The sequence below is a fragment of the Vitreimonas flagellata genome, assembly GCF_004634425.1.
GTDB lineage: Bacteria > Pseudomonadota > Alphaproteobacteria > Caulobacterales > Aquidulcibacteraceae > Vitreimonas > Vitreimonas flagellata.
In genome coordinates this window covers 1,093,763-1,107,015 of record NZ_SBJL01000001.1, presented here as the reverse complement: position 1 = coordinate 1,107,015, position 13,253 = coordinate 1,093,763, and the positions used below count along the sequence as shown (strand labels likewise).

Genomic DNA, 13,253 nt, shown 5'->3' with positions numbered 1-13,253 from the left:
GCGATCAGTCTGAACCACCCAAGCGCATCAGGGCCTGCACACGGTTGCGGGCCCTGAGTTTTTTATAGATGTTGCGCATGTGGAATTTGATCGTCGTCTCGGTCACACCGAGCTCGTATGCGATCTGCTTGTTCACCAAGCCCTTGGCGACAAGGTTCATCAATTCCTGCTCGCGTGGCGTAAGGGGTGAACCTTGGCGCGCTGCTGCGACAGCACCGGTCTCGCAGACCGGCTGCTGCTCGCATTCATCACAATCATCCGCGCAATCCGGCATCGGATCGATCTCGCCGGTTGCGATCATGTCGAGGAAGCGCGCGGCGAGCTTGCTCAGGCGCGGAATCTCGCGCTCGGCTGCGAAGGCTTGCAGGCGTTCCGCCAGCGCGCTGGCGCGCGCAAGGTCGCCTTGCGCTAAAGCCAGGCGTGCCGCGTTAACCCAGCCTTCCGTCACCTCGCGCCAAGTCAAAGGCTCGGCGCCAAGCGGCGCGCGCTGGAGATCAAACAGATCAAGCCGCCGCGCGTCCGACGTCGCAGCATCCAGGTCGCCCATCGCCGTCAGCAGCCGCACGCGCTCACTGCGCAGCGACCAGAGCAGGCGTGTAGCGCCACGCGCAGAGGCTTCACCAAGCCCGCGATCCAAGGCGCGCGCTGCGCCAACCAGATCGCCGCGCCGCATCGCTTGGCGGCTCGCCAACACGGTGCACATCCATAAGGCGTCGGCCCAGCCTTCGCCGCTGCACGTCGCCTCGAACGACGCCGCAACGTCCTCGGCGCGCAATTCCGCGCCTTGCTCGGACTCAATCCAGGCGGCCCACACCCAAACGAGGTTCATCAGGCGCGGGTCGTCCGGGAAGAAGAGCTTCGTCGCTTGCTCGGCCTCGTTCATGTGCAGCCGCGCGCGCTCGATATCGTCGAGGTAAAAGAGAATGTGCGCGGCGTGGAGATGAACGAACACGCCGGCGTAAGCCGCGTCGGCAAAGTCGAGATCGTCGCGCGAGAGCATGGCCCATTGCAGCGCATCCTGCAGACGCCCGTCGCGCAACGCCTCCCAGCAGAGATAGCAACGCGCTAACCCACGCGGCGCCAGATCGGACACATTATCCGTCATCGCGAGGTCGCGACAGACTTCGACCAATTCCGGCAGAGGTGCGATATCGGCGTAAGCGTCGATAAACGCATTGATCAGCGTCATTTCGGGATCGGTGCGGGGGTCGACGACTTCGGCTTTGACCAAATCGCTGTAGCGGCTCGGCGCCTCCTGCGCCAAAGTTAGCGCGCGTGCCTGCGTAATGATTGGCTCGTGCGTGTCGATGTCGCTCAGGCTGCTCAAGCTCAAACGCAGTTCGCGCACGCCCACGCGCGCGCTGAATGCCGCAGAACCCGCTTTCGACATGCACGCGGCCGCCAAGCTGTGATCGTTGGCGGCGATCGCGTGCAATGCTGCATAGGGCGCATGCCCGCGCTTGGCGAACCACGCGGCCGCGCGGCTGTGCAGCCGACGCAGCTCGTCTTCCTCAATCCATTCCAGCTCCGGCGCGAGCGCGGCGCGCAAACCTGGATCGACATGATAGATGCCGCCCGCGCCATGCCGGATCACGAGGCCACGCTCGCGATAGAGCTCAGCGACGAACTCACCCGCCGGCGCGCCGACGATGTCGCTCGCTAGCGGGATGTTGAAGAATTCGACCGCCGCCAAGCGAACCAGCGCGTTCCAGAGCGCCGGACTCAGATCGTGCCGGAGCTGCTCGCGATAATAATCCTGCAACATGCCGCGCCAGCTGCGCAGATAGACCGGCGGCCGCTCCAACATCGGCTCGCGCAACGCGCCAAGGGCGTGACACGCCACCACCGGTGCGCCGCCTGTCTCGCGCATGAGGCGGTCGATATAGATGGGCGAAACCTGTTCGCCCGCGAGCGCCATCAATTCATCGGTGTCGAGGGCAAGATCGCGCGCGGTGATGCTTTCGACGTCGCCTTGCGCGCGCGTGAGCGCCAGCGGTGCATCGGGCGCAACGCGGCTGGCCACGATGAGGCGTGTCGCGCTCACGCGCACCCAGGCGTCTATCAACGCCGCACTCGGCGCGCCGGCCACGATCTCGTAGCCATCGACGATCACGCACGCATCGGCGTTGGCGAGTTTCGGCCAATCGAGCAGACGACGCACCGCAAGCGCTGGCTCGTTCGCCGCGGCCTCGACCGCGTCATGACGCACGTCGTCTGGCGCTGGCCCAAGTGCTGCTTCCAGCGCACGCACGAGACCATTGAGCAGGAGGCGCGGATCGGTGTCGGCGTGATCGAGCGTCAGCCAAGCGATCGGCTCGCTCTGCGCGCGGGACGCTTGAAAGTGCTGCGCCAGCAAGATCGATTTTCCGCTGCCGGCTGGGCCCACGAGCGAGATCAGGCGCTTGTGCCGCGCGCCCTGAAGGCGATCCAGCAAGCGCACGCGTGTCACCCGATCGCGTTGCGTCCAAAGCTTCGGCTCAAGCTTGGAAAGAGGCGTCGCATCGCCATGCGTGGCGCGCGGAAGCAGAAGCGCCGCCGCGCTGCTTTCGGCAAAATCCTGCACTTCGCTCATGGGCCTTCGCTTTCGTGTTGGTTAGGCGACCTTTCGGTTCATCATCGGCGCCATCACGCGCCGCAGCGCGCCTGTCATCAAGCCGTGCATCGGTGCGGGCTTGGGCATCGTCACCGGAAACACCAAATCGTCGGCAGCGGCGCCCGCGCCGAGGCGCCCCAGGTCGTGCGCGACGGCCACACCCATCGAATGGCCCATACCATTGCAGCCTTGCGCGGCGTAGGCGTTCGGCCCGATCTGCAAGAGGTGCGGCACGCCATCGGCCGTCATCAGGAATTTTCCGCCCCAGAACTTTGTGAACGGTACGGACGCCAGCGCCGGCAATGCGCGCGCCAAACGCGGCCGTACAATGCGTTCCGCATCGGCCAAGCTCATCCGATCGCCCTGAAACAGCATCGACACGACCAGACAGTCACGCGCATCGATCATCGGGGCGAACACCGCCGCATCATCCAAATCCGCCATCGGCATGCCGCCCGGCATGATCTCGCGCGCGTTCGGCAACGGATCGGTGGCGACCACGGCGGAGCAGACCTCGTAGCTCTCTTTCTGCAGGCGCGGAACCAGCGCGCCGCCATAGGCGCCCATGCCGGCAAGTAGTGTCGTTGCGCGCACCACGCCGCCCGGCGTCCGCAAATTCCAAACGCCAGATTCATATTTCGCGCTCAGCACTGGCGAGCCGCAATGGATCGCAACGCCCGCATCCTGCGCCGCCGCGGCGAGCCCGCGCGAGAAGCTCAGCGGATTGAGGTAGCCCGCATCCGGCGCCCGCAACGCGCCCGCGTACGCCTCGGTGTGCACATGGCGCGTAAGCTCTTGCGCCGAGAGCAACTCGAAGTGACCGCCATAGACGACCCAAGCCTCATAGGCCGCTTTCGCCTTTGCCAGCGTGTCCGGCGTGCGCGCCGCCAGCAGATAGCCATCGAAATGCGCTTCGCACTCAACACCATACCTTGAGATGAAATCGCGCAGAAAGGCGCCGGATGTTGCGATGGCGCGATTCATGCGCGGTGCGTGCTGCGGGAAGGCCGCGGCGATCTGCGCCGGGGTCTTCTTCATGCCCCACATCATCGGCGCAACCGCGCCCGCATTGCGTCCTGACGCGGCAAAGCCCGGTTCGGGCGCCGCTTCCAGGACGACGATCCGTCGCCCATCGCCGGCCGCGCTCAATGCGGCGACGAGCCCAGTATAGCCAGCGCCAAGGATGACGATGTCAGCTTCCGTGTCGCCATCCAGCTTTGGGCACGCAGGCGCGGGCTGCGCGCTGTTCACCCAATGCACGTTCGCGAGCGGCTCCGTGCCAAGCGTGCGCGCATTGAGAATGGCCGTGCTTGTCATGCGCGCTCCCTCACACCTGGACTTGCCAGCGTGTGTTGAGTTTGTGAATCTTCACGTTGAGCGTGGTTTCGAGGTCGGAGAGCGCGTCGTTGCCGTAGCAATGGCGATTGAGAAACGCGCGATAATCTTCGATCGATTTGTGATAGGCGGCGATGCCGAGATCGAAGCGCCCGATCATCTGCACCACGTAAAACACTTCGGCGATGTCGCTGAACTGGGCCGCGACCTCATCGATGTTGGCGCTTGGATGCACCTTCAAAAACGTCACGGTGTTGACCGTGTAGCCAAAGGCGCCCGGCATCGCCTCGGCCTGGATCGAAATCACGTTGTCGTCGAGCAATTGGCGCACGCGATTGCGCACGGTGCCTTCAGACACCCCAAGCTGCGTGGCGATCGTGGAGAACGCCATCCGCCCGTCCTCCTGCAGCAGCAGGATGATGCGGGTCGTCAAATCCTCCGGGGCCACCGGCGCGGGCGCCGGAGCCTTGGATTTCGCGCGTGGCATCGGCCATCCGCCTACGAAAACCGGAGGAAAATCCTCCGAACTATACGAAAAGCTAGCTGTACGTTCGCCCGCTGTCCATATTTCGTAGCCCCTCCTTTCGGAGAGGGCGAAACTATGACTCGTCGCACGTTCCATTTTCGCCGCGAAGGCGAGCAGGCCTTCGGCTACGCGCAGGCCGTGCAGAGCGGCCAAACGCTGCACGTCTCAGGCACGTTAGCCGTCACTGACGCGTTTCAGACCATCGGCGCGGGCAATATGCGCGCGCAATTGATTGCCGTGTACGACGCGCTGCGCCAAACGCTCGAAGCGTTCGACGCCACATTCGCGCACGTGGTGAAAGAAACGATCTTCGTCACCGATATGGACGCCTTCATCGAGGCCAACGACATCCGCCTCGCCATCTATGCGGGCCTCGATCTGCCCGCCGTCACCGCCGTGGAGGTGCGGCGGCTGGCGTTCCCAGGCAATATGATCGAGATCGAACTGATCGCAGCGCTCTGACCCTTTCGGGCCTACCTTAGCGCCATTCTGCGAACTCGATCGTGCGTCCTCGCGCTAGCCTCCGGGCGAGCACAAGGAACGACCATGACTCAACAAATCCCACTCAGCGAACTTCCCAATTGGATGGGGCGGGAATTTGTTTCGGAATGGCTGACGATTGATCAGTCTTTGATCGATGATTTCGCGCGCGTGACGGGCGATAACGAATGGATTCACGTCGATGTGCCGCGCGCGACTGAAGCCTTTGGCGGCACCATCGCGCACGGCCTCCTGACGCTCACGCTGCTGCCGCGCTTTGGCTATACGCTCTATACAGTCACCGATATCGATCACGGCATGAATTACGGCATCAACAATGTCCGCTTTCCCGCGACCGTGCCGACTGGCAGCCGCGTGCGTTTGCGGCTCACGCTAAAAAGCTTGGAGCCCCGCGGTGACCGCGTGATGTTGAAGCAGGATTTCGCGTTTGAACGCGAAGGCGGCGATAAGCCCGTCTGCGTTGGCGAACAGCTCGCGATCTACGCGCCAGCGCGCCGCTAAATCGGCAACGCTGCCGTATTCTTCACTTCCTCGAGCACGGCATACGTCCGCGTCTCGCGAACGCCCGGCATCTTCACCAGGATATCGCCCAAGAAGCTGCGATAGGCGGCCATGTCTTTCACCCGCGCCTTGATCAGATAATCGAACCCGCCCGCCACCATGTGGCATTCAAGAATATCCGGCTGCACAGCGACGGCGCGTGCGAATTCATCGAACACATCGCCGGTCGTGCGATCGAGCAACACCTCGATGAAGATGAGCAGCGCACGATCGAGCTTGGCCGGGTCGAGCACGGCCATCGTGCCGAGGATATAGCCGCGCGTCCGCAGGCGCTTCACGCGGTCGAAGCAGGCGGCGGGCGAGATGTGACACGCCTCGGCTAGCGCTTGGTTCGTGATTCTGCCGTCCTCCTGGAGTGCGCGGAGGATGCGCTTGTCGATCTCGTCCAACATGAAGATCATTCGCCCGAATGACGCTAATGTGGGGATTATTCGGATGGTGCGGCCAAGATAACAAGCACATTCGCTGAAATCGCTGATACATCCGGGCGAAACTTCAGTTCGGGGAATTTGACCGATGAGCACTCGTATGGACGGCGCGCGCGCCGCGATGGCCGCCCTCTACCGCGCCCCGGAGCAAGACGTGTTGAAAGCGCTTCTGCCGAGCGCCACGCTCGCCGCCAGCACACGCGGCCGGGTCGTCACGCGCGCCAAGGCCATCATCGCCGATCTCCGCGCCGCCCAATCCTCCGGCTGGGTCAATCGCTTCCTCCAGGAATATCGCCTCAACACCGAAGAGGGCGTCGCCCTTCTGGCGCTGGCGGAAGCCTTCCTGCGTGTGCCCGATCCCGAAACGGCGGACATGCTCATCCGCGACAAGCTCGGCGGCGCCGATTGGGCCGCCCATGCGGGTCAATCGGAATCGCTGATGGTCAATTCCGCAACGTTCGGCCTCGTGCTGACGCGCGCGCTGGTCGGCGAGTCGCGCGAAGCGGGTGCGTTGAAGCGCCTCGTGGCGCGTGCTGGCGAACCCTTCGTACGCACGGCGGTGGGCACGGCGATGCGCATGATGGGGCAGGTCTTCGTCATGGGCCGCACCATCGACGAAGCAATGAAGCGCGCCGCCGACGAAGACAATCGCGGCTTCACCGCGAGCTTCGACATGCTCGGCGAAGGCGCGCGCACCTATGGCGATGCGGAAAAGTATTTCGCTGCCTATGAGGCCGCGATCGATTCCGTCGCCAGCTCCAAGCTTGGCCGCGGTCACTCGATCTCGGTAAAGCTCTCGGCGCTGCACCCGCGCTACGAAACCAGCCACGCTGACACATGCGTGTCCGAATTGATCGAGATGACGCGCGCGCTCGCGCGCAAGGCCGCAGCCGCCAATGTTGGCTTCACCATCGACGCCGAAGAGTGCGACCGCCTGATGATGTCGCTCGACATCATCGAAGGCGTGGCCCGCGATCCCGCTTTGAAAGATTGGGACGGTCTCGGCATGGCCGTGCAGGCCTATGGCAAGCGCGCCCGCGCCGTCATCGCCTGGGCCGATGCGCTGGGCGAAGACATTCAGCGCAAATTTATGGTGCGCCTGGTGAAGGGCGCCTATTGGGATAGCGAGATCAAACGCGCACAGATCGAGAGCTTGAGCGATTATCCGCTGTTCACACGCAAAGCCGCGACGGACGTCTCATACCTCGCCTGCGCCAGCGACATGCTCGCCAGCCGCAATCTTTTCCCAGCCTTCGCCAGCCACAATGCGCTCACTGTCGCCACCATTCTCGAATGGGTTGGCGATCGCCGCGACTTCGAATTCCAGCGTCTGCACGGCATGGGTGAGGGCCTCTACGAGCGCCTCGTGCGCGAGCAGGGCTATGCCTGCCGCACCTACGCGCCTGTCGGTGGCCACCGCGAATTGCTCGCCTACCTTGTGCGTCGCTTGTTGGAGAACGGCGCGAACTCATCCTTCGTGCACCAACTCGCCGACCCGGATGTCACCGAGGACGATTTGCTTGCTGACCCTGCCGAGCGCATTGCAAAAGTTGGCGGCAAGCCACATCCCTCGATCCCACTGCCGCGCGACATCTTTCCTGGCCGCGTCAACTCCAGCGGCGTCGATCTGCACGACGCGGCTCTACTGGAAAAACTCGCAGCCGAAATCAAAGCGATGCCGACCACGCTGCAAGCAGCGCCGCTTATCTCGGGCGTACGTAGCGAAGGCGCCGCAAAGTCTGTGCGGTGCCCAGCCGATCGCGCGCGCAACGCTGGCGCGGTGATCGACGCGACGGGCGATGACGTCACGCGCGCTATCGCTGCAGCGAAAGCCGCCGCCGATAGCTGGAACGCCACGCCCGTCGAAGAACGCGCGCAATGTCTTGAGCGCTTGGCCGATCTCATGGAGGCCAACCGCACCGAACTGATGGCGCTCGCCGTGCACGAAGCCGGCAAATCGATCCCGGACGCGTTAGCGGAAATCCGCGAAGCGATCGATTTCTGCCGCTATTACGCCGTCCAAGCGCGCACCCAATTTGCGCCGGAGCGTCTGCCTGGCCCAACGGGCGAGCTGAACGAAATCCGTCTTGCCGGCCGTGGCGTATTCGCGTGCATCGCGCCGTGGAATTTCCCGCTGGCCATCTTTCTCGGCCAAGTCGCCGCCGCACTCGTCGCGGGCAACACCGTGCTCGCCAAGCCCGCGCCGCAAACGCCGCTCATCGCCTATCGCGCCGTACAACTTGCCTACGAAGCCGGCGTGCCGGAGGATGTGCTGCACTTCCTCCCCGGCGGTCCGGAGGTGGGCCGCCTGTTCACAAGCGATCCGCGCATTGCCGGCGTCGCCTTCACCGGCTCCACCGGCACGGCGCGCGCCATCGCGCGGTCCCTGTTGGAAAACCAACAACGCGGCATCGTGCCTCTGATCGCCGAGACGGGAGGCCTCAACGCCATGATCGTGGATTCCACGGCGCTGCCGGAGCAAGTCGTCGGCGACGTCGTCACCTCCGCCTTCCGTTCCGCCGGTCAGCGTTGCTCCGCGCTGCGTTTGCTCGTGGTGCAAGAAGACATCGCCGATCGCATTCTCGATATGTTGAAAGGCGCGATGGATGCGCTGATCCTGGGTGATCCGCTCGACATCCGCACCGATGTCGGCCCGGTCATCGACGAAGCTGCACGCGATAAGCTCGAAGCCTATCGCCAATCGATGAAAGCGCGCTGGGTGCACGCGCTTAATGCGCCACAAGGCGGCGGGCTTTTCGTGCCGCCGACCGTCATCAAGCTCGATCAGATCGAAGATCTGAAACAAGAATGGTTCGGCCCGATCCTGCACGTCGCGACGTGGAAAGCCGGCGAACTCGATCAAACCATCGCGCGCGTGAATGCGAGCGGTTACGGCCTGACGATGGGGCTTCACAGCCGCATTGCCGGCGTCTCGGAGCGCGTGCGCCAAGCAGCGAAGGTCGGCAATCTCTACGTCAATCGCTCGATGATTGGCGCTGTCGTCGGCAGCCAGCCCTTCGGCGGCGAAGGCTTCTCCGGCACCGGCCCCAAGGCCGGCGGCCCACGTTACGTCGCCCGCTTCGCCACCGAGCGCGTGGTGTCGATCGACACCACCTCCGCCGGCGGCAACGCAAGCCTGCTCTCGATCGAAGACGTTGGGTTCTGATTATTCGCCGAGATGTTTGGCGAGCGCGTTGAGCAATTCGGTCCAGCCCATTTCGCGCATCTTGGGGCCGTCGCCGCCGTCGAAGAACGCGCCTTGCTCGGTGAAAATGAGCCGTGTGCCGACGCCGTCGGGGCGCACGTCGATGGTGGCGAGCGACACCGAATGGCGCACGCCGTTCATCAGCATCGAATAGGAAAAGATGATGCGCTGGTTGGCGACGATGTCGTGAAACACGGTCTCGTTCGCGTGCTCGACGCCATCGGGCGCCGCAAAGCGGCTGGTCTCCGTGCCGCCTTCGCGAAAATCGAGTGCGAAATTCAGTACTTTCCAGCCTTCGCCCTCGGCAAACCAAGAGCGTTTGGCGGTTTGGCTGGACCATGCGGCGAAGACGCGTGCAGGCGGCGCCTTGAACGGGCGTTCGATGATAATGGTGGCGTGTTGGGCGGTGGGCATGGGGACGCTCCGGGTCAGGTGTCGAGGAAGGCGGCGAGCTGATCGAACAGTTCTTGCGTGCCGCGTTCGCGACCGCCCGCATCGTCAAAACCGTCGAGAAAGGCGCCCTGTTCGGTGTAAACAAGCCGCGTGCCGCCGCCTTTTGCGTAAAATTCGGTGGTGCCGAGCGAGACGGAAATACGCGTCTCGTCCAGATGCATTTCGTAGGCGATGATCAGGCGTTCGTTCTCGACGATGTCCATGATCAGCGCGTCGTAATAATGCACCGTGCCGCCTGGCGGGCCGCCGCTGACGCTTTCGCGTCCGCCGACGCGGAAATCGAGTTTATAGTTCGATTTCTCCCAGTCGTCCGGTCCGCCAAACCATCGGATTTTTGATTCCGGGTTCGAGAACGCCGCAAACACTTTTGCGGGCGCGGCTTTGTATTCACGTTCGATCACGAACGTGGCGTGTGTCGTTGAGCTTGGCATTGCTTTGTCCTTCAGAATTCCGAAGCGAGATTGTCGAGTGCGGCTGTCCAGCCTTCGTCGTAACCGGCAATCATGCCGGGTCCGTCGAATGAGGCGATCTGCATGGTGAGCAGAAGCCGCGTGCCGCTTCCGGCCGGAAAGAGTTCGACGCTGATCTGCGCATGCGATTTGCGTTCGCCGCGATAGGACACCGTCTCGGTGAACACGATCAGCGCATTCGCCTCGATGCTGAGATAAGTGACGCGCGCGGTGTAATCCAATTCGCCGTCGCGGCCGCAATGCGAGATGTCGAGACCGCCTTCGCGGAAGTCCTGCGCTTCGTAGACGAGCTTGTCGGCGGGCGTCGGCGCGGACCAGCGCGTGCGGGCTTCGACGTCGCCCCACGCGTTGAACACGCGCGCCGGTGAAGCGTTGTAGGTGCGCTCCATCACCATGGTGCCGTGGGCAAGTGCGCTCATGGGTTAAGCTCCCGGATAGATGTGGAAGAACGGCTCGGATTCTTTCACCGCGCGCGCGAACGATGGCCGGGCTTTCAAACACTCAAGATAGGCGGCGATGCGCGGGTATTTGTTCCTAAGCGGGACGTTGCGCGTCGCATACCAAAGCGCCGGCGCCGCGGCGCAATCGGCCATCGTGAAACTATCGCCGACCGCGAATTCGCGATCGCCGAGCTGCGTTTCCACGACTGCGTAGGCGGCATGAACGACACGCTTGGCTTCTTCCACGCCAAAGGGATCGCGCTGTCCCTCGGGTCGGATGTTATCGACCACCACTTTCGACATCGTCGTATTGATGTGATCGAACACGCGATCCCAGCGGCGCACCTCAAGTGCTGCGTCGATGTTCTGGGGGATGAAACGCTGTGTGCCCGGATAATAGGTGTCGAGATATTCGATGATCACGGAGGTTTCCGTGGTCATCGATTTGCGGTCGCTATCGAGGAGCACCGGAAACTTGCCCATCGGCCATTTGGCGATGAAGTCCGCATAGGTGTTCTGATCGACCGTTACGAAGTCGAACGGCGTGTCGTTCTCGTAGAGCGCCATCAGCACTTTCCACGTGAACGACGAGATCGGGTGGCCATAGAGTGTGAGCATCAGTCGTTATCCGTTTCGTCGAGAAATTGACCCAGACGATCGAGGCGGCGCTCCCAGAGGGCGCGGCGTTCGGCGATCCATTGTTCAGCTTGGCTGAGGGCTTTCGGCTCAATGCGGCAGGTCCGCACGCGGCCAACCTTCTCCGACACGACCAGCCCGCTCGCTTCAAGCACCTGCAAATGCTGCATCACCGCCGGCAGCGACATCGCCAACGGCTTGGCCAATTCGCTGACCGAGGCGGGACCTTGGGTCAGGCGATCCACCATCGCGCGGCGGCTGGGATCAGCCAGGGCCTGAAAGGCCAGATCGAGCGTCGTATCTCTGAACATAACACTTAAGTATATGCCTAAGTATCTACTGGCAAGAGGACGCATCCAAAAAGCGGGGGCGTGGCTACAAAGGTGCGAAACGGAGACTTGGCATGGAAAACTCGAGTGTGGCGGCGCTGATTGCGGCGGCAATATTCGTGGGCGTTGGTCTGCAGGCCTGGATGTCATGGCTTGAGCACAAGCGGCGCACACAGGCGCTCGATGTGATCAGAGCGGCGATCGAGGCGGGCCGCGAACCGCCGCAACAAGTCTATGATCAGCTTGAGCCCGAGCCTTACGCCAATCTCGGCCTCTCGAAGCGACCGTGGGGTGAAGCGCTGATGTTTGCAACGCTCGCGATCGGCTTTTGGATCGCTTTCGGCGTGGCGGACGCCGGCGATCAGCGTGATCGCTTCATGCTCGTTGCCGCTGTAATGAGTGCAGCGGCGCTTGGATGCGCAGCGCTTGCGATTTTCCGTCCTGGCCAGCGCAAGCACGATGACCGCCCATGACGACGCGCGCCTCATCGCGGCCGCACGCAAGGGGGACGCCCGCGCGTTCGCTGCGTTGGTCGATGCGCATCAACAGAAAATACGAGGTTTTATGAGGCGTTTCGCAGGGCATTGGGCCGATGCAGACGATCTCGCGCAGGAGGCGTTCGTGACCGCGTGGCGCAAACTTGATCGCTTTGAAGGCCGCTCAAGCTTTGCCTCGTGGGTGTGCGGTATCGGCTATCGCATCGCGCGCGATGCCCGTCGCGGCCACGATCGCGGCGCTCAGCGCGACTATGAGTGGCTCTCTCGGCAAGACGAGGGCGAAGCCGGCGCGCCGCTCGAAGATCGCATTGCTGTCGCGCGCGCGATGGCGGATTTGCCGGACGATGAGCGCGCTGCGGTGGCGCTGTGTTTATGCGAGGGCTTTTCTCACAGCGAAGCCGCCGCAATCTTGAACCAGCCGCTTGGCACAGTGAAATCGCATGTGGCGCGCGGGCGCGAACGCCTGCTCAAAGCGTTGGAGACGCATGATGAATAGCGAAGAGCGTCTGAACCGCGCGCTCGGTGCGCCGGCCGCACCCGCCAAGGACATGCACTTCACCCTGCTCGTCATGCGCCGGGCCGAGGAAGAGCGGTTCCGCGCCGCCATGGGCCGGCGGGTCATTTGGGGCGGCGTTCTGGGAACTTTAGTCGTGGCGGCGGCCCTGCCTCTGGCAGGGTTGCTGGCGGCGAACCCTGGCGCGACCGAGGACGTGGCCTTGGCTTTGGGGGCCGTGGCGGCAGTTTGGGCGCTCAGCGGTGCGCGGCGGACTGCCTTCGGTCGGGCGCGCTAATAAGTCTCTTGCATCCAATGGCCCGGATCAGCGCATCTATATGTCAACGGGCGCAGACCCTGGGCTATGGAGCACGATAAAATGGATGCGGATGTCTTTGTTCCGTTTGTGTTTTTTGGATTTCTGGCGGCGATTATCCTGGTGCCGATCTGGCTGAAGGAGCGCACCAAGCAGTCCGCGCACCAGCTGCTTTCGCAGGCGTTGGAAAAAGGACAGACCCTCGATCCCACGGTTTTGCGTCAGCTGACAGAAGGCACAACCAAGCCTAAACCAGATAAGGCGCGGTCTTCGCTCGGCAGCGGCGTGGTGCTGATTGCCTTGGCGCTGGGCTTCGTGATGGCCGGCTTCGCCATCAATGGTTTTGAACCTTCAGGCAGCGCGCTGGGCGGTATGCTTGTGCCGGCGGCGATCCTGGGTTCGCTCGGTTTGGCCTTCCTACTTCTGGCTATCGTGGATTATTCGACCAAGCAGAAGGGTGAGTGAGATTT

The 13,253-nt window shown here is 63.1% G+C and carries 16 protein-coding genes; 7 read left to right on the top strand and 9 right to left on the bottom strand.

The features are described 5' to 3' along the window. Positions 1-4 precede the first annotated feature (4 nt). From EPJ54_RS05710 to EPJ54_RS05700, 3 genes are read right to left on the bottom strand one after another with little or no spacing between them, the layout of a single operon-like run. Entirely contained in the window at positions 5-2,572 is a 2,568-nt protein-coding gene (locus EPJ54_RS05710; RefSeq protein WP_135210686.1) for a LuxR C-terminal-related transcriptional regulator, read from the bottom strand. A gap of 21 nt (positions 2,573-2,593) precedes the next feature. Then, complete coding sequence (locus EPJ54_RS05705; protein WP_135210685.1) at positions 2,594-3,910, bottom strand: NAD(P)/FAD-dependent oxidoreductase; 1,317 nt, start codon at positions 3,908-3,910, stop codon at positions 2,594-2,596. 10 nt (positions 3,911-3,920) lie between these two features. Further along, entirely contained in the window at positions 3,921-4,415 is a 495-nt protein-coding gene (locus tag EPJ54_RS05700; protein WP_135210684.1) for an Lrp/AsnC family transcriptional regulator, read from the bottom strand. 114 nt (positions 4,416-4,529) lie between these two features. Between EPJ54_RS05700 and EPJ54_RS05695 the strand changes: the two genes are divergently transcribed. Together EPJ54_RS05695 and EPJ54_RS05690 are read left to right on the top strand one after the other, a co-directional pair. After that, entirely contained in the window at positions 4,530-4,916 is a 387-nt protein-coding gene (locus EPJ54_RS05695) for a RidA family protein (RefSeq protein WP_135210683.1), read from the top strand. An 84-nt stretch (positions 4,917-5,000) separates the two neighbouring features. After that, positions 5,001-5,456, top strand: a complete 456-nt coding sequence (locus tag EPJ54_RS05690; protein WP_135210682.1) for a MaoC family dehydratase — start codon at positions 5,001-5,003, stop codon at positions 5,454-5,456. On the opposite strand, the gene EPJ54_RS05685 is transcribed toward EPJ54_RS05690, so the two are convergent. After that, the gene (locus EPJ54_RS05685) at positions 5,453-5,908 is read right to left on the bottom strand and encodes an Lrp/AsnC ligand binding domain-containing protein (RefSeq protein WP_135211194.1); all 456 of its coding nucleotides are present in this window, start codon (positions 5,906-5,908) and stop codon (positions 5,453-5,455) included. The two genes, EPJ54_RS05690 and EPJ54_RS05685, sit on opposite strands and share 4 nt — an antisense overlap. Before the next feature lie 124 nt (positions 5,909-6,032). On the opposite strand from EPJ54_RS05685, the gene putA reads away from it, so the two are divergent. Further along, positions 6,033-9,110, top strand: a complete 3,078-nt coding sequence (gene putA, locus EPJ54_RS05680) for a bifunctional proline dehydrogenase/L-glutamate gamma-semialdehyde dehydrogenase PutA (RefSeq protein ID WP_135210681.1) — start codon at positions 6,033-6,035, stop codon at positions 9,108-9,110. Here the strand turns inward: putA and EPJ54_RS05675 are convergent, their stop codons facing one another. From EPJ54_RS05675 to EPJ54_RS05655, 5 genes are read right to left on the bottom strand one after another with little or no spacing between them, the layout of a single operon-like run. After that, positions 9,111-9,563, bottom strand: a complete 453-nt coding sequence (locus EPJ54_RS05675; RefSeq protein ID WP_135210680.1) for an SRPBCC family protein — start codon at positions 9,561-9,563, stop codon at positions 9,111-9,113. A 14-nt stretch (positions 9,564-9,577) separates the two neighbouring features. Beyond that, complete coding sequence (locus tag EPJ54_RS05670; protein ID WP_135210679.1) at positions 9,578-10,033, bottom strand: SRPBCC family protein; 456 nt, start codon at positions 10,031-10,033, stop codon at positions 9,578-9,580. Positions 10,034-10,044: 11 nt separating this feature from the next. Continuing rightward, a complete protein-coding gene (locus EPJ54_RS05665) occupies positions 10,045-10,491 on the bottom strand; it encodes an SRPBCC domain-containing protein (protein ID WP_135210678.1) in 447 nt (148 codons plus the stop codon). A gap of 3 nt (positions 10,492-10,494) precedes the next feature. Beyond that, positions 10,495-11,133, bottom strand: coding sequence for a glutathione S-transferase family protein (locus EPJ54_RS05660; protein WP_420823035.1), 639 nt, complete (start codon positions 11,131-11,133; stop codon positions 10,495-10,497). Beyond that, a complete protein-coding gene (locus tag EPJ54_RS05655) occupies positions 11,130-11,459 on the bottom strand; it encodes an ArsR/SmtB family transcription factor (RefSeq protein WP_239590771.1) in 330 nt (109 codons plus the stop codon). The genes EPJ54_RS05660 and EPJ54_RS05655 overlap by 4 nt, the downstream gene beginning before the upstream one ends. 92 nt (positions 11,460-11,551) lie before the next feature. Here EPJ54_RS05655 and EPJ54_RS05650 point away from each other — a divergent pair, with 92 nt between their 5' ends. The 4 genes from EPJ54_RS05650 (at position 11,552) to EPJ54_RS05635 (ending at position 13,248) form a co-directional block, all read left to right on the top strand. Next, positions 11,552-11,950, top strand: a complete 399-nt coding sequence (locus tag EPJ54_RS05650; protein WP_135210675.1) for a hypothetical protein — start codon at positions 11,552-11,554, stop codon at positions 11,948-11,950. Beyond that, a complete protein-coding gene (locus EPJ54_RS05645; RefSeq protein ID WP_135210674.1) occupies positions 11,937-12,470 on the top strand; it encodes an RNA polymerase sigma factor in 534 nt (177 codons plus the stop codon). The genes EPJ54_RS05650 and EPJ54_RS05645 overlap by 14 nt, the downstream gene beginning before the upstream one ends. Continuing rightward, complete coding sequence (locus tag EPJ54_RS05640) at positions 12,460-12,765, top strand: hypothetical protein (protein WP_135210673.1); 306 nt, start codon at positions 12,460-12,462, stop codon at positions 12,763-12,765. The genes EPJ54_RS05645 and EPJ54_RS05640 overlap by 11 nt, the downstream gene beginning before the upstream one ends. Positions 12,766-12,846: 81 nt before the next feature. Next, positions 12,847-13,248 (top strand): DUF6249 domain-containing protein, encoded by a 402-nt coding sequence (locus EPJ54_RS05635; protein ID WP_135210672.1) that lies wholly within the window; start codon positions 12,847-12,849, stop codon positions 13,246-13,248. Positions 13,249-13,253 lie beyond the last annotated feature (5 nt).

What these genes read in the sequence shown, in the direction of transcription:
- EPJ54_RS05640 (WP_135210673.1), top strand. Translation starts at nt 12,460, where the DNA reads ATGATGAATAGCGAAGAGCGTCTGAACCGCGCGCTCGGTGCGCCGGCC.
- EPJ54_RS05705 (WP_135210685.1), bottom strand. Translation starts at nt 3,910, where the DNA reads ATGACAAGCACGGCCATTCTCAATGCGCGCACGCTTGGCACGGAGCCG.
- EPJ54_RS05670 (WP_135210679.1), bottom strand. Translation starts at nt 10,033, where the DNA reads ATGCCAAGCTCAACGACACACGCCACGTTCGTGATCGAACGTGAATAC.
- EPJ54_RS05675 (WP_135210680.1), bottom strand. Translation starts at nt 9,563, where the DNA reads ATGCCCACCGCCCAACACGCCACCATTATCATCGAACGCCCGTTCAAG.
- EPJ54_RS05700 (WP_135210684.1), bottom strand. Translation starts at nt 4,415, where the DNA reads ATGCCACGCGCGAAATCCAAGGCTCCGGCGCCCGCGCCGGTGGCCCCG.
- EPJ54_RS05710 (WP_135210686.1), bottom strand. Translation starts at nt 2,572, where the DNA reads ATGAGCGAAGTGCAGGATTTTGCCGAAAGCAGCGCGGCGGCGCTTCTG.
- EPJ54_RS05690 (WP_135210682.1), top strand. Translation starts at nt 5,001, where the DNA reads ATGACTCAACAAATCCCACTCAGCGAACTTCCCAATTGGATGGGGCGG.
- EPJ54_RS05695 (WP_135210683.1), top strand. Translation starts at nt 4,530, where the DNA reads ATGACTCGTCGCACGTTCCATTTTCGCCGCGAAGGCGAGCAGGCCTTC.
- EPJ54_RS05650 (WP_135210675.1), top strand. Translation starts at nt 11,552, where the DNA reads ATGGAAAACTCGAGTGTGGCGGCGCTGATTGCGGCGGCAATATTCGTG.
- EPJ54_RS05635 (WP_135210672.1), top strand. Translation starts at nt 12,847, where the DNA reads ATGGATGCGGATGTCTTTGTTCCGTTTGTGTTTTTTGGATTTCTGGCG.
- EPJ54_RS05665 (WP_135210678.1), bottom strand. Translation starts at nt 10,491, where the DNA reads ATGAGCGCACTTGCCCACGGCACCATGGTGATGGAGCGCACCTACAAC.
- EPJ54_RS05655 (WP_239590771.1), bottom strand. Translation starts at nt 11,459, where the DNA reads ATGTTCAGAGATACGACGCTCGATCTGGCCTTTCAGGCCCTGGCTGAT.
- putA (WP_135210681.1), top strand. Translation starts at nt 6,033, where the DNA reads ATGAGCACTCGTATGGACGGCGCGCGCGCCGCGATGGCCGCCCTCTAC.
- EPJ54_RS05685 (WP_135211194.1), bottom strand. Translation starts at nt 5,908, where the DNA reads ATGTTGGACGAGATCGACAAGCGCATCCTCCGCGCACTCCAGGAGGAC.
- EPJ54_RS05645 (WP_135210674.1), top strand. Translation starts at nt 11,937, where the DNA reads ATGACCGCCCATGACGACGCGCGCCTCATCGCGGCCGCACGCAAGGGG.